This window comes from Methylophaga sp. UBA678 (genome assembly GCF_002299105.1).
GTDB classification, from domain to species: domain Bacteria; phylum Pseudomonadota; class Gammaproteobacteria; order Nitrosococcales; family Methylophagaceae; genus Methylophaga; species Methylophaga marina.
Genome location: NZ_DBNG01000009.1, coordinates 1 through 24,315, shown reverse-complemented (window position 1 = coordinate 24,315; position 24,315 = coordinate 1). Strand labels below are relative to the sequence as shown.

21 protein-coding genes are annotated in these 24,315 nt (G+C 44.9%); 11 read left to right on the top strand and 10 right to left on the bottom strand.

Going from position 1 to position 24,315, the window contains the following annotated elements; genetic code table 11:
* Window positions 1-5: 5 nt before the first annotated feature.
* Window positions 6-1,391 (bottom strand): MFS transporter, encoded by a 1,386-nt coding sequence (locus B3014_RS04705; protein ID WP_286305730.1) that lies wholly within the window; start codon window positions 1,389-1,391, stop codon window positions 6-8.
* A gap of 74 nt (window positions 1,392-1,465) precedes the next feature.
* Between B3014_RS04705 and uvrA the strand changes: the two genes are divergently transcribed.
* The 3 genes from uvrA (at window position 1,466) to B3014_RS04690 (ending at window position 5,494) form a co-directional block, all read left to right on the top strand.
* Window positions 1,466-4,288 carry an excinuclease ABC subunit UvrA gene (gene uvrA / locus B3014_RS04700; protein ID WP_289243775.1) on the top strand — a complete coding sequence of 941 codons (2,823 nt, stop codon included), beginning with the start codon at window positions 1,466-1,468 and terminating at the stop codon, window positions 4,286-4,288.
* Window positions 4,285-4,908: an inorganic triphosphatase gene (locus B3014_RS04695; protein ID WP_289243756.1), complete on the top strand. Its 624-nt coding sequence runs from the start codon at window positions 4,285-4,287 to the stop codon at window positions 4,906-4,908. Before uvrA ends, B3014_RS04695 begins: the two co-directional genes overlap by 4 nt.
* A 151-nt stretch (window positions 4,909-5,059) precedes the next feature.
* Window positions 5,060-5,494 carry a host attachment protein gene (locus B3014_RS04690; protein WP_286305728.1) on the top strand — a complete coding sequence of 145 codons (435 nt, stop codon included), beginning with the start codon at window positions 5,060-5,062 and terminating at the stop codon, window positions 5,492-5,494.
* Window positions 5,495-5,536: 42 nt separating this feature from the next.
* On the opposite strand, the gene B3014_RS04685 is transcribed toward B3014_RS04690, so the two are convergent.
* Genes B3014_RS04685 through gshB form a run of 3 tightly spaced genes read right to left on the bottom strand, consistent with a single transcriptional unit; the run spans window position 5,537 to window position 8,558 of the window.
* Window positions 5,537-6,559 (bottom strand): energy transducer TonB, encoded by a 1,023-nt coding sequence (locus B3014_RS04685; RefSeq protein ID WP_289243757.1) that lies wholly within the window; start codon window positions 6,557-6,559, stop codon window positions 5,537-5,539.
* Window positions 6,560-6,561: 2 nt separating this feature from the next.
* On the bottom strand, window positions 6,562-7,617 hold the full coding sequence (locus B3014_RS04680) for an FAD:protein FMN transferase (protein ID WP_289243758.1): 1,056 nt from the start codon (window positions 7,615-7,617) through the stop codon (window positions 6,562-6,564).
* A complete protein-coding gene (gene gshB / locus B3014_RS04675) occupies window positions 7,614-8,558 on the bottom strand; it encodes a glutathione synthase (protein WP_289243759.1) in 945 nt (314 codons plus the stop codon). The genes B3014_RS04680 and gshB overlap by 4 nt, the downstream gene beginning before the upstream one ends.
* Before the next feature lie 182 nt (window positions 8,559-8,740).
* On the opposite strand from gshB, the gene glyQ reads away from it, so the two are divergent.
* The 5 genes from glyQ to B3014_RS04650 are packed head-to-tail and all read left to right on the top strand — an operon-like array spanning window position 8,741 to window position 15,140.
* Window positions 8,741-9,679 (top strand): glycine--tRNA ligase subunit alpha, encoded by a 939-nt coding sequence (gene glyQ, locus B3014_RS04670; protein WP_286305724.1) that lies wholly within the window; start codon window positions 8,741-8,743, stop codon window positions 9,677-9,679.
* Window positions 9,676-11,754, top strand: a complete 2,079-nt coding sequence (glyS, locus tag B3014_RS04665) for a glycine--tRNA ligase subunit beta (RefSeq protein WP_289243760.1) — start codon at window positions 9,676-9,678, stop codon at window positions 11,752-11,754. The genes glyQ and glyS overlap by 4 nt, the downstream gene beginning before the upstream one ends.
* Before the next feature lie 11 nt (window positions 11,755-11,765).
* A complete protein-coding gene (gmhB, locus tag B3014_RS04660) occupies window positions 11,766-12,308 on the top strand; it encodes a D-glycero-beta-D-manno-heptose 1,7-bisphosphate 7-phosphatase (RefSeq protein ID WP_286305722.1) in 543 nt (180 codons plus the stop codon).
* A complete protein-coding gene (locus B3014_RS04655; RefSeq protein ID WP_289243761.1) occupies window positions 12,305-13,048 on the top strand; it encodes a lysophospholipid acyltransferase family protein in 744 nt (247 codons plus the stop codon). Before gmhB ends, B3014_RS04655 begins: the two co-directional genes overlap by 4 nt.
* 10 nt (window positions 13,049-13,058) lie before the next feature.
* Window positions 13,059-15,140, top strand: coding sequence for an EAL domain-containing response regulator (locus B3014_RS04650; protein WP_289243762.1), 2,082 nt, complete (start codon window positions 13,059-13,061; stop codon window positions 15,138-15,140).
* A 41-nt stretch (window positions 15,141-15,181) separates the two neighbouring features.
* Here the strand turns inward: B3014_RS04650 and htpX are convergent, their stop codons facing one another.
* The 5 genes from htpX to B3014_RS04625 are packed head-to-tail and all read right to left on the bottom strand — an operon-like array spanning window position 15,182 to window position 20,106.
* Complete coding sequence (gene htpX / locus B3014_RS04645) at window positions 15,182-16,063, bottom strand: protease HtpX (RefSeq protein ID WP_286305719.1); 882 nt, start codon at window positions 16,061-16,063, stop codon at window positions 15,182-15,184.
* A gap of 56 nt (window positions 16,064-16,119) precedes the next feature.
* Complete coding sequence (locus tag B3014_RS04640; protein ID WP_286305718.1) at window positions 16,120-17,238, bottom strand: ATP-grasp domain-containing protein; 1,119 nt, start codon at window positions 17,236-17,238, stop codon at window positions 16,120-16,122.
* Between the two features lie 12 nt (window positions 17,239-17,250).
* Complete coding sequence (locus B3014_RS04635; protein WP_289243763.1) at window positions 17,251-18,156, bottom strand: NAD(P)-dependent methylenetetrahydromethanopterin dehydrogenase; 906 nt, start codon at window positions 18,154-18,156, stop codon at window positions 17,251-17,253.
* A gap of 52 nt (window positions 18,157-18,208) precedes the next feature.
* Window positions 18,209-19,243 carry a beta-ribofuranosylaminobenzene 5'-phosphate synthase family protein gene (locus B3014_RS04630; RefSeq protein ID WP_286305717.1) on the bottom strand — a complete coding sequence of 345 codons (1,035 nt, stop codon included), beginning with the start codon at window positions 19,241-19,243 and terminating at the stop codon, window positions 18,209-18,211.
* Window positions 19,240-20,106: an NAD(P)-dependent methylenetetrahydromethanopterin dehydrogenase gene (locus B3014_RS04625; protein WP_286305716.1), complete on the bottom strand. Its 867-nt coding sequence runs from the start codon at window positions 20,104-20,106 to the stop codon at window positions 19,240-19,242. The genes B3014_RS04630 and B3014_RS04625 overlap by 4 nt, the downstream gene beginning before the upstream one ends.
* A gap of 239 nt (window positions 20,107-20,345) precedes the next feature.
* Between B3014_RS04625 and B3014_RS04620 the strand changes: the two genes are divergently transcribed.
* Window positions 20,346-20,702 (top strand): hypothetical protein, encoded by a 357-nt coding sequence (locus tag B3014_RS04620; protein ID WP_286305715.1) that lies wholly within the window; start codon window positions 20,346-20,348, stop codon window positions 20,700-20,702.
* 64 nt (window positions 20,703-20,766) lie between these two features.
* Here B3014_RS04620 and B3014_RS04615 read toward each other — a convergent pair whose 3' ends face one another.
* Window positions 20,767-21,564 (bottom strand): quinoprotein dehydrogenase-associated SoxYZ-like carrier, encoded by a 798-nt coding sequence (locus B3014_RS04615; protein WP_289243764.1) that lies wholly within the window; start codon window positions 21,562-21,564, stop codon window positions 20,767-20,769.
* Between the two features lie 278 nt (window positions 21,565-21,842).
* Between B3014_RS04615 and gltX the strand changes: the two genes are divergently transcribed.
* A complete protein-coding gene (gltX, locus tag B3014_RS04610) occupies window positions 21,843-23,249 on the top strand; it encodes a glutamate--tRNA ligase (protein ID WP_289243765.1) in 1,407 nt (468 codons plus the stop codon).
* Between the two features lie 208 nt (window positions 23,250-23,457).
* Window positions 23,458-24,315, top strand: an 858-nt coding sequence (locus B3014_RS04605) for a PQQ-binding-like beta-propeller repeat protein (protein ID WP_289286916.1), incomplete at its 3' end; no start/stop codon positions are given.

Below are 24,315 nucleotides of genomic sequence, written 5' to 3'. Positions count from 1 at the left end.
GTTCCTTAATGCTGGGAAGCAAATGACTCTAGTTCATCCATATTAATTTCATCTGGTGAGTATTTGACATAAGCCACCTGTTCTTCAGGCACCACTACTGCTTCTTTGATACCTGCAATAGCTCTTAACTCCTGAATGAATTGAGCAGAATTCTGCATGGATGTGTCATTCAGATGAATAATCTTACTGCTGTAATGTTTAGGTGCTTGCATTGGGAAAACAAGTAATAACCAGATAACCACCAAGACAACACTGGCAACAAAGATACCCTCGAGTCCAAACGAGCCATATAGTGTTCCACCCATAGCACCGCCAATGAAGGCACCGATGAATTGAGCGCTGGAATACACACCCATCGCCGTGCCTTTGTTTTCCAATGGACTAAGCTTTGACATCATCGATGGCAGACTGGCTTCAAGAATATTGAATGCGGTAAAGAATAACCACAGACAAATCAGTATAGTGGTTAACGAGTGAGCAAAAAACGCCCAACCTAATTCTGCCAAACCAATCACTGCGATAGCACTGATGAAAACAGATTTCATTTTACGTTTTTTCTCAGCGATGATGATGAATGGCACCATGGTGACAAAAGCTAAAAGTAATACCGGTAAGTACGCCATGGCGTGTTGGCTTTTGTCTAAGCCCGCTACATCCTGTAAGACGTGGGGTAATGCGAAAAAGCTGGTGGTGAGTAGCAAATGCAACAGCATAATGCTGAGCACTAATCGCATGATTTGTTTATTGCCAAACACTTTGCCAAATTGCTTTGGCACGGGGCCCAGATCAGTGTGCGTCACCAGTCGTTTGGGAGAGGGAACCCATAGATGCAGAATGCCAATACCAAGTAATGCCAGCAGCGCGGTGGCCCAGAAAATACCTGACAAACCAATCCAGTGTTCAAGAATAGCGCCTGTGGCCAATGCAACAGAAAATGACAGACCAATACTGATACCAATACTTGCCATGGCTTTTGTACGCTGTTCATCTCGGGTGAGATCGGCGGTGAGAGCCATAATGGCAGCAGCGATGGCACCACTTCCTTGTAACAAACGACCGACGATGACCATTTCAATGGATTGTGCGGTCGCCGCAATCACACTACCCGCAGCAAATAATAGTAAGCCAATAGTGATAACGCGCTTACGACCGATTTTGTCGGATAACATCCCAAATGGGATTTGTAAGAGCGCTTGCGTCAATCCGTATGCGCCAATAGCAATGCCGATAAGCATTGGCGTGCTGCCCGTGTATTGATGTGCCGATATCGAAAAAACCGGCAAAATCATGAATAAGCCCAGCATTCTCAAGGCAAATATCAACGAAAGCCCTGAAATACTCCGCTTTTCCAGCGAGGTCAATGAGTTTGTTGTAGTTTGTTTTTGCGTCATGGTAGTCGGACAGAGTATATTGATCCGTTTGATTTTACTACGGAATCCTGATGAAAAATATAAGCGTTCCCGGGATGAAAAATATAAGCATTCGTGGGGCTCGAACCCACAATCTTAAAAATATTGACCTGGACCTGCCGAGAGATGCTCTGATTGTAATTACTGGCCTGTCTGGTTCGGGAAAATCGTCGCTTGCCTTCGACACATTATACGCAGAAGGGCAGCGTCGATATGTGGAATCCTTGTCAGCCTACGCCAGACAGTTCTTATCGATGATGGAAAAGCCGGATGTGGATCATATTGAAGGCTTGTCTCCTGCGATATCGATTGAACAAAAATCAACATCACATAATCCGCGCTCAACAGTCGGAACCATCACCGAAATTTATGACTATTTAAGGTTGTTATTTGCTCGTGCGGGTGAACCACGTTGTCCGACACATCATCAAACATTGGCAGCACAGACGGTGAGTCAAATGGTAGACGCCGTGCTGGATATGCCGGAAGGTAAACGCTTGATGCTGATTGCACCAGTGATTCAGGATCGTAAAGGTGAGCATCGTGATGTCTTGGAAGAATTACGAATCAAAGGTTTTGTTCGTGCGCGCGTGAATGGTCAAGTTATTGAGCTCGATGATCCGCCTGAATTGGAGCTGCGTAAAAAACATACCATTGAAGCAGTGGTGGATCGTTTTAAAGTGCGCCCGGACATTCAGCAACGGTTAGCTGAATCCTTTGAAACGGCATTAGCCATGGCGGATGGTGTGGCGAAAGTCGTGTCGATGGATGATGAATCTGATGAGACTTTATTTTCTGCACGTTTTGCCTGTCCAGAGTGTGGTTATTCGATTTCTGAATTAGAACCACGCATGTTCTCGTTCAATAACCCTGCTGGAGCTTGTCCGACTTGTGACGGGCTTGGGGTGAAGCAGTTTATTGATCCCGCTCGAGTAGTGACTCATCCTGAATTAAGTCTGGCAGCAGGTGCCATTCGGGGGTGGGATCGCCGAAATGCGTATTACTACCAACTAATGTTATCGCTAGCGGAGCATTATAAATTTGATCTGGATACGCCCTTTCAGGACTTGTCCGATGAGATTCGTGAGGTCATTTTATATGGTAGTGGTAAAACGCAGATTGCCTTCAGCTACATGGGCGACCGTGGTAAAAGCGTCAGTCGTAAACATCCGTTTGAAGGCGTGATTCCGAATATGCAGCGTCGTTATCACGAAACAGAATCAAACAGTGTTCGTGAAGATCTGGCTAAATTTCATTCCATCCGTGCTTGTCCGGAGTGTCATGGAGCCAGATTAACGCTGGCTTCGCGTAATGTATTTGTGAATGAAATTACCTTACCTGAAGTCACAGCAATGCCTATCGGTGAAGTGAGTACTTTCTTTGAAACACTCACCTTACCTGGCAAACGTGGCGAAATTGCAGAAAAGATTGTCACCGAAATTTCAGCGCGTCTGAGCTTTCTGGTGAATGTTGGTCTTGATTATCTGAACCTTGCACGCAGCGCGGAAACATTATCGGGTGGAGAAGCGCAGCGTATTCGTTTAGCCAGTCAGATCGGTGCGGGTTTAGTCGGGGTCATGTACATTCTGGATGAACCTTCGATAGGGCTGCATCAACGTGATAATGATCGCCTGCTGGAAACCTTAACCCGACTACGTGATTTAGGTAACACGGTCATTGTGGTTGAGCATGATGAAGATGCGATTCGCATGGCCGATTTTGTGCTGGATATTGGTCCGGGCGCCGGCGTGCATGGTGGTCAAATTGTGGCTCAGGGTACACCTGAAGAAATCATGAAAAGTGAAGAGTCACTGACCGGGCAATACTTGTCGGGCCGTAGAAAAATTGAACTGCCAGCGAAACGACAGCCACCCCATGCAGGCCGTGTTATTGGTTTGAGAGGTGCTTGCGGTAACAATTTAAAGAATGTGGATATTGATGTCCCAATCGGTCTGATGACCTGTGTCACTGGTGTGTCAGGTTCTGGGAAGTCCACGCTAATCAACGAAACTTTATTAAAACTGACCGCGAAAAACTTAAACGGCAATTCAGAAGAACCCGCCCCACATTCTGAAATTATTGGTTTAGAGCAGCTGGATAAAGTGGTGGCGATTAACCAAAGTCCGATTGGGCGTACGCCGCGTTCAAACCCTGCTACCTATACAGGTTTGTTTACACCTATCCGTGAGTTATTTGCGGGTACACCAGAAGCGCGTTCGCGTGGTTATGGTCCGGGGCGTTTCAGTTTTAACGTGAAAGGCGGACGTTGTGAAGCCTGTCAGGGCGATGGTCTGATTAAAGTTGAAATGCATTTCCTGCCTGATATTTATGTGCCGTGTGATGTGTGTAAGGGCCAGCGTTATAACCGGGAAACACTGGATATCCGCTACAAAGGTAAAACGATTACCGAAGTGCTGGATATGACCATCGAAGAGGCGAATGTCTTTTTTGAAAATATTCCGGTCGTGGCGAAAAAGTTACAGACATTGATTGATGTTGGGCTGACCTATATCAAGCTTGGCCAGAATGCGACTACCTTATCGGGTGGTGAGGCGCAGCGGGTCAAATTAGCTAAAGAGTTATCCAAGCGTGATACCGGTAAAACCCTGTATGTCTTAGATGAGCCAACCACGGGGCTGCACTTTTTCGATATCGAACAGTTACTCAAAGTCCTGCACAGCCTGCGAGATCGTGGCAATACCATTGTGGTCATTGAGCATAATCTGGATGTGATTAAAACCGCAGACTGGATCATTGATATGGGCCCTGAAGGTGGTGCACGTGGTGGTGAAGTGCTGGCCGTTGGTACACCAGAGGAGGTGGCCGAACATCCGGCTTCTTACACCGGTAAATATTTAAAGCCTTTATTGAACTCATGAGCCTAGAACAAGAAATAAAACTTCAGGTAACGCAGGCTGACTCGCTTAACTTGCAAGCGCTGGGCTGGCTGACTTCCATGTTGAAACAGGATGTATATCAACAACATTTGTTGAGTACCTATTTTGATACGCCGGACAAAGCCTTAATGACATTTGGCGTAGGGTTGAGGTTACGTCAAATAGGTGAACAATGGCTGCAAACGGTGAAATGCAGTGGGCAAGCTAATGCTGGTCTGCACCAACGTCAAGAATGGGAACACGAATTGGGGGCGCCAGTGTTTGATCTTGAGCGTCTGGCGGAAACCGCCATTGCGCCGCTATTAGAACAAGCCCAGGTCTGGAATGCCATCCAGCCTTTGTTTACCACCGAGTTTGAACGAGATGTCTGGTTGTTGGTGTTAGAGGCTGACACCGTGGTTGAACTGGCTTATGACAGAGGAGAAGTCAGAGCAGGTGGCAAACAAACAGCGATTCATGAAATTGAGCTGGAATTAAAGCACGGCGATATAGAACATTGCCAAAAATTAGCCGACAAGCTTAAGGCCGCTCTGCCACTTAAATACAGCAATATCAGTAAGGCGGGCTTGGGATATAAATTGTCACAAGACACTGATAAGTAAAGAATTGTTTAGAAATGTTAAGTGACAGACAAAGGCCATATTGTCTGTTATAGTCGAACCATTGCTTCTATCAAGTTAATGATGATGCAGGGTGATTTCCCGCTTATTGCTCTGTGTTGCTTGTTTTCCCAAGCGAGAAGGAGAATCGACTATGAAGAAAAAGTGGATCGTTGTCGCCGAGAGCAGTCGGGCTCGGATTTTTTCTGTTGAGAGTCGGACTAGTCCACTTAAGGAAATCGATGACATGGTCAACACTGCCAGTCGCGCTCATAATCAGGACTTAGTATCTGACGAGCCGGGGCGAGGTTTCGATAGTTATGGTTCTGGAGGGCGTCATGCGATGGAGTCCAAAACGGAACCGAAAAAACAGGAAATGCAGATGTTTGCTCATGACTTAAGTGAGCGTTTGGAGACGGCTCGCCGCACAGGTGATGTCAACGACCTTGTGTTGATTTCCCCACCCAGCTTTCTGGGGGCACTCAAGCAGCAAATGGGTGAAGTGACACAAAAATATATCAGTCAGACCATTAATAAAAACTTTATCAATAAAAGCGAGCAAGAAATTCGCCAGTATTTATTTCAGTAATATTCAGTTAAGCCGGTAACAATGCCTTGTTGCCGGCTTTTTTTATCTTGTTGACAGGCCTCGACCAGTTTCAAACTTCCAGGTACGAATCACGGTCAGCATATCGTTATTTTTCAATACATCTTCCGGTATGGCAGCATAAGGCGCACCCAGTCGGACGATCTTGACCGCGGCATCATCCAGTACTTTATGGCCTGATGAACGTGATACGACGATGCCACCCGCTGGCACACTGCCGTCAGGATTAATATCTACAGACAACATCAGGCTACCACTTAGGCCTTTTTGCCTCGCTTCCTGCGGGTAGTTCATATTACCTATTCGCTCGACCTTCATTTCCCACGCTTTCATATAGGCAGCGGCAGCAAACTCTTTGGTAGAGGCTGAAATACGTCGTTTTTTTGGTCTTTCACTCAGTGCTTTAGTGCTTTTATCGAGTTTTTCCTGCAGCTCGCTGATTTCACTTCTGGCTTGCATCATCAAATCACGGGCAGAAATGTCAGGTTTAGTGATCTTTTCAGGTTCTGCTTCAGTTTTAGCTGCGGTTTCTGCTGTCTCGGTTTTTTCTACCTTGCGTTCCGCTTTTTCCTGAGTGAGCTTTTTAACGGGCTTTTCAGGTTGAGGAACGGGTTTTGCCTTGGGCTGTGGTTTAGGTTTTTTGACTTCAGGCTTAGGTTCTACTTCTTTGGGTTTTGGTGGTGTTGGCTCTGGAGCCGGAGGTTGTACCGCAACTGTTTCCGTGTCGGCGACAGTGTCTGTTTTTGGTGCTGGCGGCGGTGCTGATGGAACATCTTTGGTGACCGGGACAGGTTTATCTTTTGTTGGTTCTGGGGTCGGTGTATCAAGCTCACCTCCACCTTCATTATTGGCCTGCGCCAGAAAGTCTGCCTCTTCCGGTTTGATTTTGTCTTGTTGTTTCACCAATGTGATATCAAGATTATTCGCAGGTGCATTGGTGGGTTTTGAAAACACATCAAAGCTCACGCCCAGCACAATCACCAGATGCAGGATGACTGAAAACAGCAAAGTAAAAATAAGTCGATCTGATGATGCGCTGGTAGCCATGATTATGGAGTCGTTGTTGTGCCTATTTCACGTAAAATCGGTTGAGTTGATTTGTCAGTAAAATGAATTTTTTTCTGCATGGATGGGGTCATTTCGACTTGACCATCAGCTCGAACAATCATTACTTCCTTGATCCCCATTGATGCGGCAATCTCTGGCCAGTCTTTGCCAGCCACGATTAATGCGGTCGCTGCGGCATCAGCACGAGCGGCTTGCTGATGAATAACCGTTGCAGAGATATTATCCTGAGCCGGATAACCTGTTCTTGGGTCCAATATATGAGGATAACGTTTACCTTCATAGGTGAAGAATCTTTCGTAGTCACCCGAGGTGAAAACACTTTCATCACCCGAAACGGCTACGGAAGCCAGCATAGCGGCTTCTTTGCGTGGGTGACGGATGCCAATGACCCAAGGGCGATGACCATGCTTACCAATGGCACGTAAATCACCACCGATATTGATGATGGCATTATTCACACCTTGTTTTTTCAGTGCCTCAATGGCGGCATCTACCGCTGTGCCTTTGGCAAAACCACCAAAGCCCAGTTTCACCATAGGATTATCACTGGTGAGAATATTATCTTGAATATGAATATTTTCCATACTGGGGGCGGCTTTTAACCAGGCGTCGATTTTGTCTTGAGCGGGTGGCGGGCGCGATTCAAACCAATCATCACGATGGTAACCCCAGAGCTCAAATAATTTACCAGCGGCCGGGTTGAATAAATGATGACTTTCCTTGGCATAGGTGGCCGCTTCTTCGATAACGGCAGCGACTTGAGGTTTGATTTCAACTGATTCGCCATTCGCGATAGCTTTATTTATTCGAGTTAAGGTGCTGGGTTTCCAGGCATGCCAGGTGTCGTTGATGGCGTTGAATGAGTCTTCCAAAGCATCAACGGTTTTTTCAGCTGTTTCAGCATCTACGCCATAAAGGCTGACATCAATCTCAGTACCAAAGGCATAAAACTTCGCTTGGCGGGCGCTTTCTTGTTGTTCTCCACAAGCGGTGAGTAGGGCTACTAGAATTAATAAAAGAGGAAAGAGTTTCATCATAAAAGTTTATCTATCGCTGTCATTAAGTCGGCACCAATATTGATACCAAATTGTCTATCAAGTTCACGGATACAGGTCGGGCTGGTGACATTTATCTCTGTCAGATAATCACCAATGACGTCCAGTCCGACAAAAATTAAGCCTTTTTCGCGTAGTTTGGGGCCAACCTGCTCGCAGATCCAACGATCCCTGTCAGTCAGTGGCCGACCTTCGGCTCGCCCACCTGCAGCAAGGTTGCCGCGCGTTTCACCTTCAGCTGGGATGCGGGCCAGGGCGTAAGGCACCGGCTCACCATTTATCAACAGAATACGTTTGTCGCCGTCTTTGATTGCCGGCAAATACTTTTGCGCCATGACCGAACGTTTTCCATGTTCTGACAGCGTTTCGACGATAACTGAGAAATTAGGATCGCCCTGATTGATGCGAAATATCGACGCACCACCCATGCCATCAAGCGGTTTAAGAATAATATCGCCATGCGTTTGCTGGAAATCTTTTATCAGATGTTTCTGGCGTGTCACCAGAGTGGGAGGACAGCATTGCGGAAACCAGGCGGTAAAGAGTTTTTCATTGGCATCACGCAGGCTTTGTGGATCATTGATAATAAGCACGCCATTAGCCTGAGCTTGTTCCAGCAAATAAGTGCTGTAGATATATTCCATATCAAATGGCGGATCTTTACGCATCAATATGGCTTCTACATCAGTGATGGGTCGAGTGACTTTTTCACCCAGTTCAAACCAGTGCTGCGGGTCATCAAACACGCGAAGACTGCGCATTTCAGCAAAAACTTTTCCCTCAGATAGAAAAAGGTCTTGCTGTTCCATAAATAAAATCTGCCAGTCTCGCTGCTGCGCGGCTAGCATCATCGCAAGACTACTGTCTTTTTTGGTATTAATCCGATCGATCGGATCCATAACGATGCCAATGGTTCGTTGCATAGTCACTCTCATGATTGCCTGACTCAGGTGGTGAATTGTACCTGAATGGTGACAATGGAGTGGCGAGGAAAATGTGTGCTTAGGCTTTCTCGTATCAGATTTATCTGCTGTCGACCTCTACAGTCAGCTCTGTATTCGCTATAATCCCGTATGTTTTGACTTTGGATTGTGAAATCGAGCTAATGACTAAGACAGCGGTGATGAAGGCGGAAACGCCAAGAACCTTTCAGGAACTGATCCTCAGGCTGCAACAGTACTGGGCTGAGCAGGGCTGTGTGCTTCTCCAACCTTACGATATGGAAGTCGGTGCAGGGACATTCCATCCAGCGACATTTTTGCGCGCGATTGGCCCTGAACCATGGAGTGCTGCTTATGTTCAGCCTTCACGTCGTCCGACCGATGGTCGCTATGGCGAAAACCCAAATCGTCTCCAACACTATTACCAGTTTCAGGTCGTTTTAAAACCGTCACCTATCAACATTCAGGAACTCTATTTAGGCTCTCTGGAAATGCTGGGGCTGGATACTGCTATTCATGATGTGCGTTTTGTCGAAGATAACTGGGAATCACCGACCCTCGGTGCATGGGGGCTTGGTTGGGAAGTATGGTTGAACGGTATGGAAGTCACACAGTTCACCTATTTCCAACAGGTGGGTGGACTCGAATGTCGACCCGTCACCGGTGAAATTACCTACGGTCTGGAACGTATAGCAATGTACCTGCAAGGTGTGAGCAGTGTCTATGACTTAATCTGGGCAGATGGTCCTATGGGTAAAGTCACTTATGGTGACGTGTTCCACCAAAACGAAGTCGAAATGTCGACTTACAACTTCGAACATGCCGATGTGGACAGTTTATTCACCACATTTGATACCTGTGAACGTGAAAGTCAACGCATGATAGAAGCAGGTTTACCGCTACCTGCCTATGAGCTGGTGTTGAAAGCGTCACATACGTTTAACTTACTCGATGCAAGAAAAGCCATTTCCGTGACAGAAAGACAGCGATTTATCCTCCGTGTACGTACCTTAGCCAGAGCCGTTGCTCAGGCCTATTACGACAGACGTGAATCATTAGGTTTTCCAATGGTTCAGTCTGAAAATAAGGAGGCACAGGCATGAGTCAGACACAGGATTTGCTTATTGAGGTAGGCACAGAAGAATTACCGCCGAAGGCTTTGTTGAAATTGAGTCAGGCATTTCACCAAGGGGTTGAACAAGGCCTAAAAAATGCTGAGCTAAGCTTTGATGCAATTCGTGCTTACGCTACACCAAGACGTTTGGCTTTAGTGATTTCGAAGTTACAAACGCAACAAGATGATCTCACTGTAGAACGACGTGGCCCGGCCGTAACCGCCGCATTTGATGAAGATGGTAATCCGACCAAAGCCTTACAAGGCTTCGCTCGTTCTTGTGGCGTGGATGTTGATGATTTGGAAACGATGCAGACAGAAAAAGGCGCATGGTTAATCTTCAGACAACAGCAAAAAGGGGCTGAAACCGCCACTTTATTGCCAGACATCATTCAGCAATCGTTAAATGCTTTACCCATTCCCAAGCGTATGCGCTGGGGCGACTTGCCGGGTGAGTTTGTTCGTCCTGTTCACTGGTTGGTTGTGTTACTGGGGGATGACATTGTTCCTGTCGAATTACTCGGCGTGAGCGCAGACCGTTTTACGGTTGGTCATCGTTTCCACCATCCTCAGCCTATCCGTATCAGCACACCGATGACTTATGCACCACAACTGGAAACAGAAGGCCATGTGATGGTGGATTACGAAGCCAGAAAACAGGCGATTCATGGGCAGGTAAATGAACTGGCAGCCAGCCTCGGTGGTGATGCCGTGATTAATCCTGAGTTACTTGAGGAAGTGACTGGCTTAGTGGAGTGGCCCGTGGCCCTAGCAGGTAACTTTGATCAGCGTTTTCTAGAATTACCTCCTGAAGCGTTGATTTCATCAATGGAAGGTCATCAGAAATATTTCGCGGTACGAGCAAAGAATGGGGATTTACTGCCGCATTTCATCACTATCTGTAATATCGCTAGTCAGGATCCGGCACAAGTGATTGCCGGTAATGAACGTGTGATTCTGCCACGACTGAGTGATGCGGCCTTTTTCTGGGAAACGGATCGCAAGTCACCTTTGGCTGCTCGCCAAGAACAGTTAAAAACCATTGTGTTCCAGAATAAGTTAGGCACGGTTTATGACAAATCTCAGCGTGTTGCAGCCTTAGCCGCCAGCATTGCACAACAGATGGGAAGTGAAGCTAAGTTAGCTGAACGTGCAGCATTATTAGCAAAATGTGATCTTGTTACGGAAATGGTCGGTGAGTTTCCTGAGTTACAGGGCATCATGGGCCGTTATTATGCTCAATTGGATGGTGAGCCTGCTGATGTCGCGGAAGCACTGGATGAGCAATATCGTCCACGGTTTGCCGGTGATGAGCTGCCGCAAACAGCAACTGGTATCGCCGTCAGTTTAGCCGAAAAACTGGATACGATTGTTGGTCTGTTTGGTATTGGCCAGCCGCCTTCTGGTGTTAAAGACCCGTTTGCCTTACGACGTGCGGCATTAGGTGTGCTGCGTATTATTATTGAGCGTCAACTGTCTCTTGATCTGTTCGAGCTTATCTCTGAAGCGGTCAACAACTTTGTTGATATTCTGACTGAAGATGATGTGACAACTCAGGTGATGCAGTATTTTTACGATCGTCTGCGTGGTTATGTTATCGACCAAGGGGCTAAAGCGGATGAGTACGAGTCAGTGCTGGCAGTATCACCAACGCAACCGCTTGATTTCATGCAAAGACTGAATGCTGTAGCCGAGTTTAGAAAATTGGAGCAAGCAGAGTCGCTGGCAGCCGGTAATAAGCGTATTGGTAATATTTTGCGTAAAAATGAGGCTGAGCAAGAAGGCCTGGTTGTTGAGCCTGGCCTGTTAGTTGAACCAGCTGAAAAAGCGCTGGCTGAACAGGTTGTGGCGGCACAACAAGCCTTGATGCCTCTCTATGCTGCATCAGATTATGCGGGCATTTTGAATTATCTTGCCGGCATGCGTGAAACCATCGATGCTTTTTTTGAGCAAGTCATGGTAATGTCTGATGATGAGGCAGTGAGAAACAATCGATTAGCCTTACTCAATCAAACCCGAGCCTTATTTTTAGGGGTTGCCGATATTTCCTGCTTGCAGGAGTAACAGGAGCAATTATGTCGCTGATTATTCTGGACCGAGATGGCGTCATCAATCATGATTCGGATGATTTCATTAAAAATCCGGCAGAGTGGGAGCCGATTGACGGCAGCCTCGAAGCGATTGCTCGATTAAATTATGCGGGATACCGGGTGGTAGTGATTACCAATCAATCTGGTATCGCGCGTGGTTTGTTTGATGTAGAAACCTTAAACCGTATTCACAGCAAAATGCGTCGTATGCTGGCTCAGGTTGGTGGCAAAATTGAGGCGATCATGTTTTGCCCTCATGGTCCGGAAGATGATTGTCAGTGTCGCAAGCCAAAGAATGGCTCTTTCGTGGATCTAGCCCATCGTTTACGTGTGAATCTGGACAATGTACCTGCTGTGGGTGATTCTCTTCGTGATATTCAGGCGGCGATGTTATCTCAGGCCCGGCCTATATTGGTTAGAACAGGTAAAGGTGAGAAGACTCTGGCTGCAGGCATTCCAGACGGTGTAGAGGTTTATGATGATCTGGCGAGTGTCGCTACAGCCCTATTAGAACGCAAATTACAATGATCTATATTCGATCCACTATTTTCTTTATTTTGCATGCGGTGACGGCAGTATTATTTTCCTGTTTAGGCGTTCTGCTATGGCCTTTACCATTTAAATGGCGTTATGCCGTCGTCAGCCAGTGGGCGAAATCCAATATCTGGCTATTAGATAAAATTTGTCAGGTAAAGCTCGAAGTTGAGGGTCGTCAGCATATCGGTGATGAACCTGCCGTAATCATATGTAAACATCAATCTTCATGGGAAACCCTGGCATTACAGGCTGTCTTTCCGCCTCAGGTCTGGGTGTTAAAGCGTGAATTATTCTGGATTCCGTTTTTTGGTTGGGGATTAGCATCTCTAAACCCTATTGCAATAGACCGTAAAGCAGGCCGGAAAGCCCTGAATCAAGTGATAGAGCAAGGCTTAGATCGTTTAACATCGGGTGCCTGGGTGGTGATTTTTCCGGAAGGTACCAGAATAGCAAAAGGCTATATTGGTCGATTTGGAATTGGTGGCGCCAGACTGGCAAAAGAAACCGGATATCCGGTTATTCCTGTCTGTCATGATGCCGGTAAATCATGGCCCAAACATGGTTTTTTGAAATACCCTGGTGTAATAAAAATGACTATAGGTCAGAAGATAGCTACCGATAGCCTATCTGCAGCTGAATTAAATCAGCAGTTGTTCGAGTGGATGGAAATACAACAAACCAAGTTGGAAGGTAAGAAACCGATGCTTCTGGACAAAAAGAAAGAACAATAAGGTAACGACCGTGGCGAGAGCAGAAGGCATTTTACGAGTACTGATTATCGATAGTTCTTTGACCGATGCAGATGCTATCGTCAACGTGCTCCGTAGTGCTGGACATGCGGTCAGAGCAACAAGGGAAGATAAGCCTGCAGCAATTGAAAAGCTGTTATCAGCCCAGAATTGGGAATTAATTTTATGTCGAGAAAATATCGCTGATATTCAGCCGATGGATATTTTGAACCTGATACAGCATCTAGATAAAGACCTGCCCTGCATCATCATTGCTGATGATAAATCACATGAAACGGAATACTTTTCGAGCATCGTAAAAGATGTTGTCTTGTTTGAAGATAAACCACGATTACAGTTTGTGATTAATCGCGAGCTGGATAATCTATTTATCAGACGTTTAGCCCGACGTAATGAGCGAGCACTCAGGGAGAGTGAGAAACGCTCTAAAACACTGCTTGATAGTTCAAGAGATGCTGTTGCTTATATGCATGAAGGGATGCATATCTATGTAAACCAGGCTTACCTGAATTTGTTTGGTTATGAAGAGGCGGAAGATATTGCTGGGCTGCCGATTCTCGATTTATTCAGTGCAGATGACCATCCTAAATTTAAGGCGGTATTCAGACAGTTTACTGAGCAAACGGATGCTCCCCCAGTGACGATGACTGGCAATGGATTAACAGCAGAAGGCATAACCTTCAAGGCAGAAATTCAATTTAGTCACGCTCGTGTTGAAGGGGAAGATTGCACTCAGGTTGTGCTCAGAGACGATACGGTAATCAATCAACAACCTAAGGCTGTTATCCCAGTACTGGATGATCATGACCAACTTACCGGCTTATATAACCGTAGTCGTTTTATTACTGAGTTGGAAAAAACTGTGCACCGTGCTGCTGAGGGTGAGGGCGATGCGCAACTACTCTATTTGGTACTGGATGATTTCTTTTCGATAAAAGAAAAAGTGGGACTGGCTACCAGCGAAGTTATTTTGAAGAGTGTGTCTGATTTATTGCACGATAACTTGGCTGAACAGGAAGTTATCGGCCATTACGGTGATCAGGTCTTTACCATAATCGTACCGAATCATGACGATACGTATGTTGATGAGCGCGCAGAGTCTTTCCGAAGAACCATTGATGACTACGTGTCACATGTTGCAGGTAAAACGATAGATTTACGCTGCAGTGTGGGTATCGCTCGCGTTAATGAAAGTCAGTTGACCGCTGAAGCTGTGTTAGAAAATGCAGATAGAGCGGCGATGAAAGCTCAGCATGCGGGTGGAAACCAGGTCATACGGTTCCGTGCTCAAACAAATCAAACTGGACAGCAGTCCAGCGAAAGCTGGCGTCAGCAGCTACAAAAAGCGTTGCAGGACGATAACTTCACTTTATTTTATCAACCGATTGTCAGTTTGCATGGTGAAGAGCAGGAATTTTACGAAGTATTATTGCGCCTTGAGGTAAATGGCGAACTGATTGCAGCGGATAGCTTTATCCAACATGCTGTTCAGTTAAAAATGATGACAGAGATAGATAAGTGGGTGATTCGTAGTGCTTTAAAAGCATTAACCATTCATCGTCAACGTTATCCTAAAACACGTTTCTTCATCAAATTATCAGAGCAAAGTCTTCATGAAGAAGCGTTTGTAGATTGGTTATCCGCTTCACTTTCAGCACAACAGCTGAATGCACACGCCCTTATTTTTGAAGTCAGTGAGACAATGGCGATTGATAATGTTGAGCAAGTCAGGCACGTGATCGAACGTTTACAAGGCTTGGGCTGTGAATTTGGTTTAGAGCACTTTGGATCGGGTATAGATTTCTCAAATAGTCTGAAAGCATTTAATGTGGATTATCTAAAAATCAACGGTACATTTGTTGAAAATATGGCACATGATGTTGAAAATCAGGCAGCTGTCAAAGCCATCATTGAAATGACAAAAGAAGCGGGCAAGCGTTCTATCGCGGAGTTTGTATCAGATGCGAATAGCTTAGCGCTGTTGTGGCGCTTAGGTGTAGATTATGCCCAAGGTTATTATATCCACGAGCCATCACCTGAAATGAATTACAACTTTGAAGATGACGAGCTGTGAGCTTTAGTAAAAAAAGCCGGGTCAGAAGCCCGGCTTTATTTTTATCTATTTCCGCGTAAAGCGTTAATTCTCTCTTCCAATGGTGGGTGCGTCATAAATAACGCTGAAAGACCACCACCTTTGCCACCAGAAATACCCATAGCATGAAGTTGATCCGGTAACGCTTCGGTGGATGTGCCAGCTAAGCGTTGCAATGCAGCAACCATTTTTGGTGCTCCAACTAAACTGGCAGCACCGGCGTCGGCACGAAACTCACGTTGACGACTAAACCACATCACGATAATGCTAGCCAGAATACCCAGTACCAGTTCTGCGATGATGGAAGTAATCCAGAATGCCGGGCCATGACCTCGTTCTACTTTAAAGACTGTACGATCAACGAGATGTCCAATCACACGTGATAGAACAATGACAAACGTGTTCACTACACCCTGTATTAAAGCCATAGTCACCATATCCCCATTGGCTATATGGCTGACCTCATGGGCGAGAACGGCTTCCACTTCATCTTGAGTCATGGACTGCATCAAACCCGTGCTGACAGCCACTAGTGCATTATTTTTATTGGCACCAGTGGCAAACGCGTTCGGTTGTGGTGAGTTATAAATAGCCACATCAGGCATACCAATATTAGCTTGTTGCGCCAGGCGGGTAACGGTACTTAGCAACCATCGTTCAGTCTCATTTTTAGGTTGTTCAATGACCTGAGCCCCTGTCAGATGTTTTGCCGTCCATTTTGAAATAAGCAGGGAGATGATCGAGCCACTGAAGCCGATTACGGCGGCATAAATAATCAAGGCATTCATATCCAGACCGACGCCTTGTTCGTCTAAAAGGCTATCTATGCCAAGCAGTCGCATTGTAATGCTGAGAACGGCGAGTACAGCGATATTTGTACCAAGAAAAAGTAGTATGCGTTTCATGCATGTGATCCTGTCTTAATAAGTCATCGTTAATATGGGTTGAGACACTGCTATTTTCAAGCAGAAAAAAGACAATTTTTCCTTATCTCAGTTTCCACTTGATGACGTTTATTATCGCAATCCAGATGTGATTGAGCTTCAACAAGTACTGTGCACACAGGCTCGCCAGGCTGAATCTTCTGTCTGGCGTGGGGAATATCCCGAGTCTCAACAGGCCACGTTGCCTTGCTCTTTACGAATAATGCTTTATCTGCAAAAAGGTATGAGAGACTGGTAACGTTCGTCATTTCACTATTTTGCTGTTGGATTTCAGCAGGTAGTTTCCCAATACAAGCCTGAATATGCCAACGCAACATATCCGTATTATTGGCGTAAAGCTCCGCTGAAGCGGAAAGTCTTGGATTCAGCTCAAGGATATAAATATTAGCTAACTCGTCAATCATAAAGTCGAGACTGCCATAACCGCGAAAAGTGATTGCTGTTACAAGCTTTTCTAGTGCCTTAGCAAGAGTTGCTTTAGAAGACTGGCTGATATCAAAGTGATTAATGATTTGCTGTAGCTGAAATGTTTCTGTGTGTATCTGTTCGTTAAACCCAAAGATGAACACAGACTCACCGTCAGCAAGAAAACTGACTGAGCCTGACCGACCATTGATATATTCCTGAAAAATGAGATGGCGATCAACGTAGTTAGATATACTCGGCTGTTGAATATGTGTACCACCGCTGCCCATCAGATCTTTTGTTATCCAACGTTTTTTCTTTTTATCAAAAGCCTGAACCCAATGGGTTTCTGGAAAAGGAATGTCAAGTTGTTGAAGTAGAGGGAAAAAGCGTTGTGGTGATCTTAATTTATCTAATACTTGAAAATCATTACCAAGAATTTGGATATGTGTGGGCAAGCAGTTTAAGAGTTCATAGAAGCGTTCAATGCCAGTAGAAAAAATCAGCAGGCAGCGCTGTTGTTGGGTAATTAGTTCAAAAGATGTGAGTATGGATTCTATGGAAAGCAGTTCTAGGGGAGGGATACGGATACATCGATCAGCAACTTTTTGTGTATCTCTATCTGCAAAACAGTCAACGACCCAGGTTGTGTATCCAAGCTGAGCCGCTGACTGTGCAATAAAGCGAGCTGTTTGACCAAAAATGAGAAGTGGTAACCGCTCTTCATCCATCGTTGTATGAGATTAGACTAATTTACGCGCACCATCGAAGGCATTACGGAAATCAAGATAAACAGGTTTTTCTGACTCTAATGTCTCTCTTAACAGTGCTTGCTGTAATTTGTATTTAACATCACCAATAGCTAATGCACCAATACCAACGGCATCAGGTGAATTAGTGGCATGTGTCAACGGTGCGCCAAAGTCCATCAATTTAACGCCTTCGATACCCAGTGGTGACACGGCATTAACATCGCCAGCCACTTTGAGTTTAGTCGCATCACGTAAAACAGATGCATTCAGTACCTGGACCCCTGCTTTAGCTGCACAGAAAACGATGTCTGCGTCGTACAATAAACGGGCTTTATCAGCATCTGAAGCCGCTGTCGTGCCTCGTAAATCAACGTCATAGCGTTTTTTGGCTTCTGCAGCAAACTCTAGTGCAGTATCAATAGAGAAGTGATCAACAATGGCCGTTTCTGCACCCTGAAGGGCAGCAATAACTGCTGTAGCAATACCCACTGGTCCGGTTCCACCGAAGACAACGGCTTTAGCGCCTTTTAATTCTTGTTTAAATTTATTTTTCAGTTCACGCTCGACACAAGCCACCAACGCTGCAGCTGTAGTGAAAGCACCACTTGGATCAGCAAAAACTGAAATTTCAAAAGGAGGAACCATGGATTTTTTAGCTGATTCCAACATGTCCATCGCCAATCCGATATCACGTCCACCGATGAACATGCCGGTTTTTTTCACACCTGAGGGACCACGTGAAAAAATAGCATCCTGAGTTAGACCTGCAACTTCGTTTAACTCAACATGTGAATATGGAATCAATACATCGTAACCCGCATCTAGTGCCATGTTAATGTCAAAGGGACTGTTGTGCTTCATTGGGTTAAGCATGTGAATAATCGAACGTTTGGACATAATTAATCCTTATAATAATCAAATTACGGCTGGAATATGATAATAGCCACAGTTACATAGAGGATTCAACAACTGCACCATGATTATCTGCAGATGTTTGAATAAAAACAGGTGCCTCATCCTCAGAAAAAGTCGTTTTAGCAAATGTCTCAAGCTGTTTGATCAGCTGCTCTGCCTGAGCATCACTTTCGACGAATATACATCCTGTCGGCCCCCAAGAGCTCTGAGCAATGCCTGTATGCCCCCATTTTTGGGCCTGCAATAGACAGGCTTCGACACGTTTACTGGTGTATCGGCCTCCTTGTGCTTGGGCAAAATGATCGCCAATTAACGCTTGAATATCTGTTACGGCTTTACCAAATTCATCACAGGATTGTTCAATGAGCGCAGGTAATAGCTGCATCAGCGTCATATGACTGATGATGCGAGCATTTTCCTGAGGAAACACGGGCAGTTGTTTAAATGCCTGCAATTCAGCGCTGCCATGAATACCTTGATGATTTGGATCCATTACTAACACGATTTTCCATTTCTCAGGAAAGTTAAGCTGAGCAAGAACAGGTGGGACAGTTTGCTGAGGCTTAAGGCCACCATCAATCACAAATCCGCCATGATCAAAAGTAGCAATACCAATTCCTGAACGTTTGCCACGCCCCAACTCTTTGGCAAGCAATGGCGTATCAATGGATAAACCATGAAACTTCGCAAGTGCGACGCCGAGAGTAAGAGTGAGTTGTGTTCCCGAGCCTAGCCCTGAATGTTCTGGGATAGCTGAATTAACAGAAATAGCGACGCTACGGTTGGCTTGGGGTAAATGTTGCCCGAGCTTTTCATAAAACAGCGTACATATTTGATTTATCTTCAATCGCATATTGTCAGTGACATATGCGCCTTGAATATTGAAGTTTTCAGCGGGAGATATATTAATGATTGTGTGGTGGCTGTTGATAGCAAGTCCGATACTACCGAACTTGCGACCAATGTCAGCATTTAAATCAAGAAATCCAAGATGAAGCCTGGCTGGAGCCTGAACGGTGACAGTTGGCATTGCCGTTAGGCTCTCCGCTTCAGCAGTTTTTTGTTTCACTGTTCGTTATCAATCTTGCAGGCTATATCGTAAATTGTGGTTTCATCTAGAAAGGCATCATTGCTTTCAAAGAGCGAGGCGATAGCACCACGATGAACTTTCATTTTGAAGTTACCAATAGCTATTGCACCGTAGTAACGCATGCCATTTTTCTCGACACCGTTATCCATGACTTCCATGCCTGCAACACCTAGAGGTGGGACAGCGTTAACATCAGCAACTACTTCAATTGATGTGTTATTGGCCAGTGCCATTTCCGGTACAACACAAACACCAGCTGGACCAGCGGCAATCACCACATGCGCATCAGATACGATTTGTTTAACAGCTTCATCACTTCGTGTTTCGCCTGGCATGACATCGACACCGTAGTGCTCTTTCATTTCTTTGACCGTGGCTTTACTTCTCTCCATGCTACGACAAGTCAGCGTCACTTTTTTTGCGCCTTCTCTGAGCATGTACAAAGCCGTGCGCTGGCCTACAGGACCGGAGCCAAGAATGACGACATTTTTATCTTTGACATCGTAATCAGTAAGCACTTTACGAGCGATGGCTGCAGCTGTTGTATTCGAGCCATTTGGATCGAGCATTACCGATACGCTGACAGGACCGAAAAATGCTTTTTTTACAGCTTTACCGACAAGATCACTGGCAGGCACATTTGAGCCACCGATGAAAATAGCGCTATTTTTCAGGTTTTTTCCACCACGGGTAAAAATCATTCCGTGAACATGTGGTGTGACATTGTCACGTGTGGCGCCGCCATGAGCAATGATGTTATCGACACCAGCATCATAAGCCACTGCTTGGTCGAAGGTGCTGGCAACTGGATCTGTATCCAAGTGCAATAACAATTTTTTCATTTGGCTATCTCCCGCCTGTGTTTATTAGTGTCTTAGTGAGGTTGAAATTCTACCTGATGTTGGTCTTGTGTGAAAATAAAGCGTTTTTTTACCGCGCCGTGATGGCAGAAGATTATGAAGAATTCATGTAGTATGTCTATTCAATTCTGTATCAAAATCAGGATAAGTGGAACTAAAGGTTTGAAGGTTGAGTCTTAACTCATCCGAACAAATGAATAATAAAATATAGGAGAGAATGAATGAAGATTGCTGGAGCTGCTGCATTGTTTGCTACTGGTTTGGCTTTATTGCCAACAATGGCAATGTCCAATGATTTTTCTACGGTTACCCGTGTGCATTTCGTCATGGATTGTATGGATGCGAATTCAAAAATGAATGTTTATGAGGGAGTTCATAAATGTTCATGTGTTGTAGATAAGTTAGCGGAAGCTTTTACTGAAAAGGAATTCGAAGATATCAGTACTGGCTTTATGTACAAAAACATGCCTGCAGATAAAGGTGCTGAATTCAGAGATGATAAAGGTGTTCAAAAGGGCTTAAAACTGTTCGAAGAAGTGAATCAAGCTGCTTATAAAGAATGTCGCATCCATAACTAAGATGACTATTATTTAGTTAAAAAAAGGCCGCTCAAGCGGCCTTTTTTGTTTCAAACATTAAAAATCAGATCTCTTTTTCTATTTTAAATTCTTGAGATTTTGTGTCATGTACTTTTGCTTCTAGCTTACCATGCTCTTGAGGAGTGAATGTAAAACGAATGCTTGGATCTTCACTCATCGAAATACCGGCATCCACCGTAATCAGTGCTTGTCCGTTATAGCTGATATTCATTTTATCGATGTAGTGAGCCGGAATATATTTACGTGCTTTTTGATCAAATTGCAGCCCATTGTAGTTAGGGTGGCTAACGATCATCTGAGCCTGAACGGGCTCACCGACGCTCGGTTGACGCATTCGCAACTGCATTTTACCTAACCGAGCTAATGCGGCGGCGGCATCCTTGCCAGCGGGTGCGCTGCAACCACCGGAAGCTTTAACAAAACGTGACACCATGTATAAACTGCCATCGTTCATTTCAGCGACAGCTCGAACATAGGTATATTGATCGACTCGCATGCGTGTGGATAAATCAACATTACCTAGCTCAGGTGAAAGATGGAATTTTGCAGAATAAGGCATTGGATTGTTATCTATAAAGATATAGATGTTCTCAATATAGTTATCCTGCGATTGCGGTTTTAACGATTTTATGGTGATGGGCACAATGGCTGCATCTTCAGCACGCTTTGGTGCTTCCAAGCTTAATATATCTTCCGCCTCATCCTGTATTGTCCTGTCACCGAAGTAAGTTTGTTTCAGCGTTGGCCATACCGGCTCTTCTGGTGTGGCCGCCCAGATGGAGTGACTACTTAGAATGAGTACTAATCCTGCAAAAGTGATCGTTGATAATCGACTAAACATTTCTCTCTCCCCAATAAGAAGTTGTTGTTATTCTATTTTTTTTGAAATGTATTGTATGGGAAAAGTTCCTGGTTTGGCAGCGGCTAATCATTATTAAAAGTTTGTATAAAAAGGATATTTCCTTCGCCGATCAGACTGGGCTTTCCTAATGTGCAAATAAAATCGGCATGTAAGCAATTAAATTAGATTTAGATTAGGAATGTCTGAACCGCGATATCTCGATGTTCAACTGTTACAATACTGCCTTTATTGAACCTACCTAGTTGAGAGTTTCTAACATGACTATACGTACCCGTTTTGCTCCAAGTCCAACAGGTTATTTACACGTTGGTGGGGCGAGAACAGCTCTGTTTTCTTGGCTTTATGCCCGTAAACACGGTGGTCGATTTGTACTTCGCATAGAAGATACGGATCTTGAACGTTCTACGGCTGAATCTGTGCAAGCCATTCTTGATGGGATGTCATGGCTAGGGCTCGATTATGATGAAGGGCCGTTTTATCAAACGCAGCGCTTTGACCGTTATAAAGAAATCATTCAGCAACTCCTGGATCAGGGTGATGCTTATCACTGCTATTGCTCGAAAGATGAGCTGGAAGAGATGCGTGAGCAGCAACGCGCCAACAAAGAAAAGCCTCGTTATGATGGCCGTTGCAGGGAATTAACTGAGCCTAAACCCGGTATTGAACCGGTTATCCGCTTTAAGAATCCCACGACTGGTAGTGTCATCGTCAGAGATATGATTCGTGGCAATGTTGAGTTTAAAAACGCTGAATTAGATGATTTGATTATTGCCCGTCCCGATGGCACACCGACCTATAATCTTACGGTTGTTGTCGATGATATGGATATGCAGATGACTCATGTTATCCGTGGTGATGATCATCTCAATAACTCACCCAGACAGATCAATATCTTCAAAGCACTGGGGGCTGAGCCGCCTAAGTTTGCTCACGTGCCGATGATTCTTGGTGATGATGGGGCCAGACTCTCAAAACGACACGGTGCTGTTGGTGTGATGAGTTATCGTGATCAAGGGTATCTCCCCGAGGCCTTACTAAACTATCTCGTCAGACTGGGATGGTCACACGGCGATCAGGAAATCTTTTCAATACAAGAAATGATTGAGCTTTTTGACATTGAAGATGTCAACAAGGCAGCGTCAAGTTTTAATACAGAGAAATTATTGTGGTTAAATCAGCAATACATCAAAAATAGCACTCCAACTCATATTGCTGATCACCTTGCCTGGCATATGCAGCAGCATGACGTTGATATTTCTGTCGGCCCTAGTCTTGAAAAAATTGCCGTGCTTTATCAGGAAAGAGCAAAAACGCTGGTTGAAATGGCAGAAAGCAGCCTATTCTTTTATAACAAAGTCACCAGTTTTGACGAAAAAGCAGCTAAGAAAAACTTGAATCAGGCTAGTTTGCCTCTGCTTCAAAATATGCAATCACGATTATCAGCTTTATCAGAATGGTTGGCTGAGCCGATTCATACAGAAATAAAAGCCTGTGCAGACATGCATGAAGTCGGTATGGGGAAAGTTGCTCAGCCTATCAGGGTGGCAATCACAGGGAATACTGTGTCTCCTTCCTTGGATGTGACACTGGAATTGCTTGGTCGTGAGCGCACATTGGCTTCAATTGAGTTCGCTATCGACTGGATCAATAATCAGGACTCATGATCAGGCAAAAGGAAAAAAGATAGGAATTTCATTTACTTATGCTTTCGGGAAAAAATTCCCGAAAGTTATAAGTAAATTATCATAAAAAAGATGGGAAATATGCTTGACTAACGTTTTCTTCGAGATTATTGTTGCCCTACGCATGAGGTTCAACACTGAACAACTTTCGTGTCGTATATAACTAGAAAGCAATAAAGAGGAAAACTTTATGAAGCTGAAAACTTTATCAATCGCAATGATGACATTAGCTGTACCAGGTCTGGCTGCTGCTGATGAGCTATTGCAAATGCAACAAAACGAAAACAACTGGGTAATGCCAGCAGGTAACTACAACAACCAACGTTACTCTGAATTAACTCAAATCAACAAAGACAATGTTAAAGATTTAAACATGGCATGGTCTTTCTCAACGGGTGTTTTACGTGGTCACGAAGGTAATGCTTTAGTTATCGACGGCACTATGTACGTTCACACACCATTTCCAAACATCGTTTACGCGTTGGATTTAAACAACGACGGCGCTATCAAATGGAAATATGAGCCAAAACAAAACTACGACGAAACAGTACCTGTTATGTGCTGTGACACAGTTAACCGTGGTTTAAGCTATGCAGACGGAAAAATCTTCCTGAATCAAGCGGATACAACTCTGGTTGCTCTGAATGCAGCTGATGGTAGTGTTGCATGGTCTGACAAACGTGATGATCCAAAACGTGGTGCTACCAGCACAGCAGCGGCTCACGTATTTAAAGATAAAATCATCGTCGGTATCTCAGGTGGTGAGTTTGGTGTACGTGGTTACGTTCAAGCGTATGACTTAGATGGTAACGTGAAATACAAAGCGTACAGCACCGGTCCTGATGATGAAATGTTAGTTGACCCAGAAAAAACCACTTCTATGCTGAAACCAGTGGGCAAAGATTCATCTTTGAAAACTTGGCAAGGTGACCAATGGAAAATTGGTGGTGGTACGACTTGGGGTTGGTATTCATACGATCCTGACTTGAACATGTTCTACTACGGTAACGGTAACCCATCAACTTGGAACCCGGTTCAACGTCCTGGT

Excerpts from the sequence above, each read along its gene's own strand:
- uvrA (WP_289243775.1), top strand. The coding sequence starts at position 1,466 with ATGAAAAATATAAGCATTCGTGGGGCTCGAACCCACAATCTTAAAAAT.
- glyS (WP_289243760.1), top strand. The coding sequence starts at position 9,676 with ATGAGTCAGACACAGGATTTGCTTATTGAGGTAGGCACAGAAGAATTA.
- htpX (WP_286305719.1), bottom strand. The coding sequence starts at position 16,063 with ATGAAACGCATACTACTTTTTCTTGGTACAAATATCGCTGTACTCGCC.
- gmhB (WP_286305722.1), top strand. The coding sequence starts at position 11,766 with ATGTCGCTGATTATTCTGGACCGAGATGGCGTCATCAATCATGATTCG.
- B3014_RS04655 (WP_289243761.1), top strand. The coding sequence starts at position 12,305 with ATGATCTATATTCGATCCACTATTTTCTTTATTTTGCATGCGGTGACG.
- glyQ (WP_286305724.1), top strand. The coding sequence starts at position 8,741 with ATGACTAAGACAGCGGTGATGAAGGCGGAAACGCCAAGAACCTTTCAG.
- B3014_RS04695 (WP_289243756.1), top strand. The coding sequence starts at position 4,285 with ATGAGCCTAGAACAAGAAATAAAACTTCAGGTAACGCAGGCTGACTCG.
- B3014_RS04690 (WP_286305728.1), top strand. The coding sequence starts at position 5,060 with ATGAAGAAAAAGTGGATCGTTGTCGCCGAGAGCAGTCGGGCTCGGATT.
- B3014_RS04635 (WP_289243763.1), bottom strand. The coding sequence starts at position 18,156 with ATGTCCAAACGTTCGATTATTCACATGCTTAACCCAATGAAGCACAAC.
- B3014_RS04625 (WP_286305716.1), bottom strand. The coding sequence starts at position 20,106 with ATGAAAAAATTGTTATTGCACTTGGATACAGATCCAGTTGCCAGCACC.
- B3014_RS04615 (WP_289243764.1), bottom strand. The coding sequence starts at position 21,564 with ATGTTTAGTCGATTATCAACGATCACTTTTGCAGGATTAGTACTCATT.
- B3014_RS04680 (WP_289243758.1), bottom strand. The coding sequence starts at position 7,617 with ATGATGAAACTCTTTCCTCTTTTATTAATTCTAGTAGCCCTACTCACC.
- B3014_RS04705 (WP_286305730.1), bottom strand. The coding sequence starts at position 1,391 with ATGACGCAAAAACAAACTACAACAAACTCATTGACCTCGCTGGAAAAG.
- gshB (WP_289243759.1), bottom strand. The coding sequence starts at position 8,558 with ATGCAACGAACCATTGGCATCGTTATGGATCCGATCGATCGGATTAAT.
- B3014_RS04620 (WP_286305715.1), top strand. The coding sequence starts at position 20,346 with ATGAAGATTGCTGGAGCTGCTGCATTGTTTGCTACTGGTTTGGCTTTA.
- B3014_RS04685 (WP_289243757.1), bottom strand. The coding sequence starts at position 6,559 with ATGGCTACCAGCGCATCATCAGATCGACTTATTTTTACTTTGCTGTTT.
- gltX (WP_289243765.1), top strand. The coding sequence starts at position 21,843 with ATGACTATACGTACCCGTTTTGCTCCAAGTCCAACAGGTTATTTACAC.
- B3014_RS04640 (WP_286305718.1), bottom strand. The coding sequence starts at position 17,238 with ATGGATGAAGAGCGGTTACCACTTCTCATTTTTGGTCAAACAGCTCGC.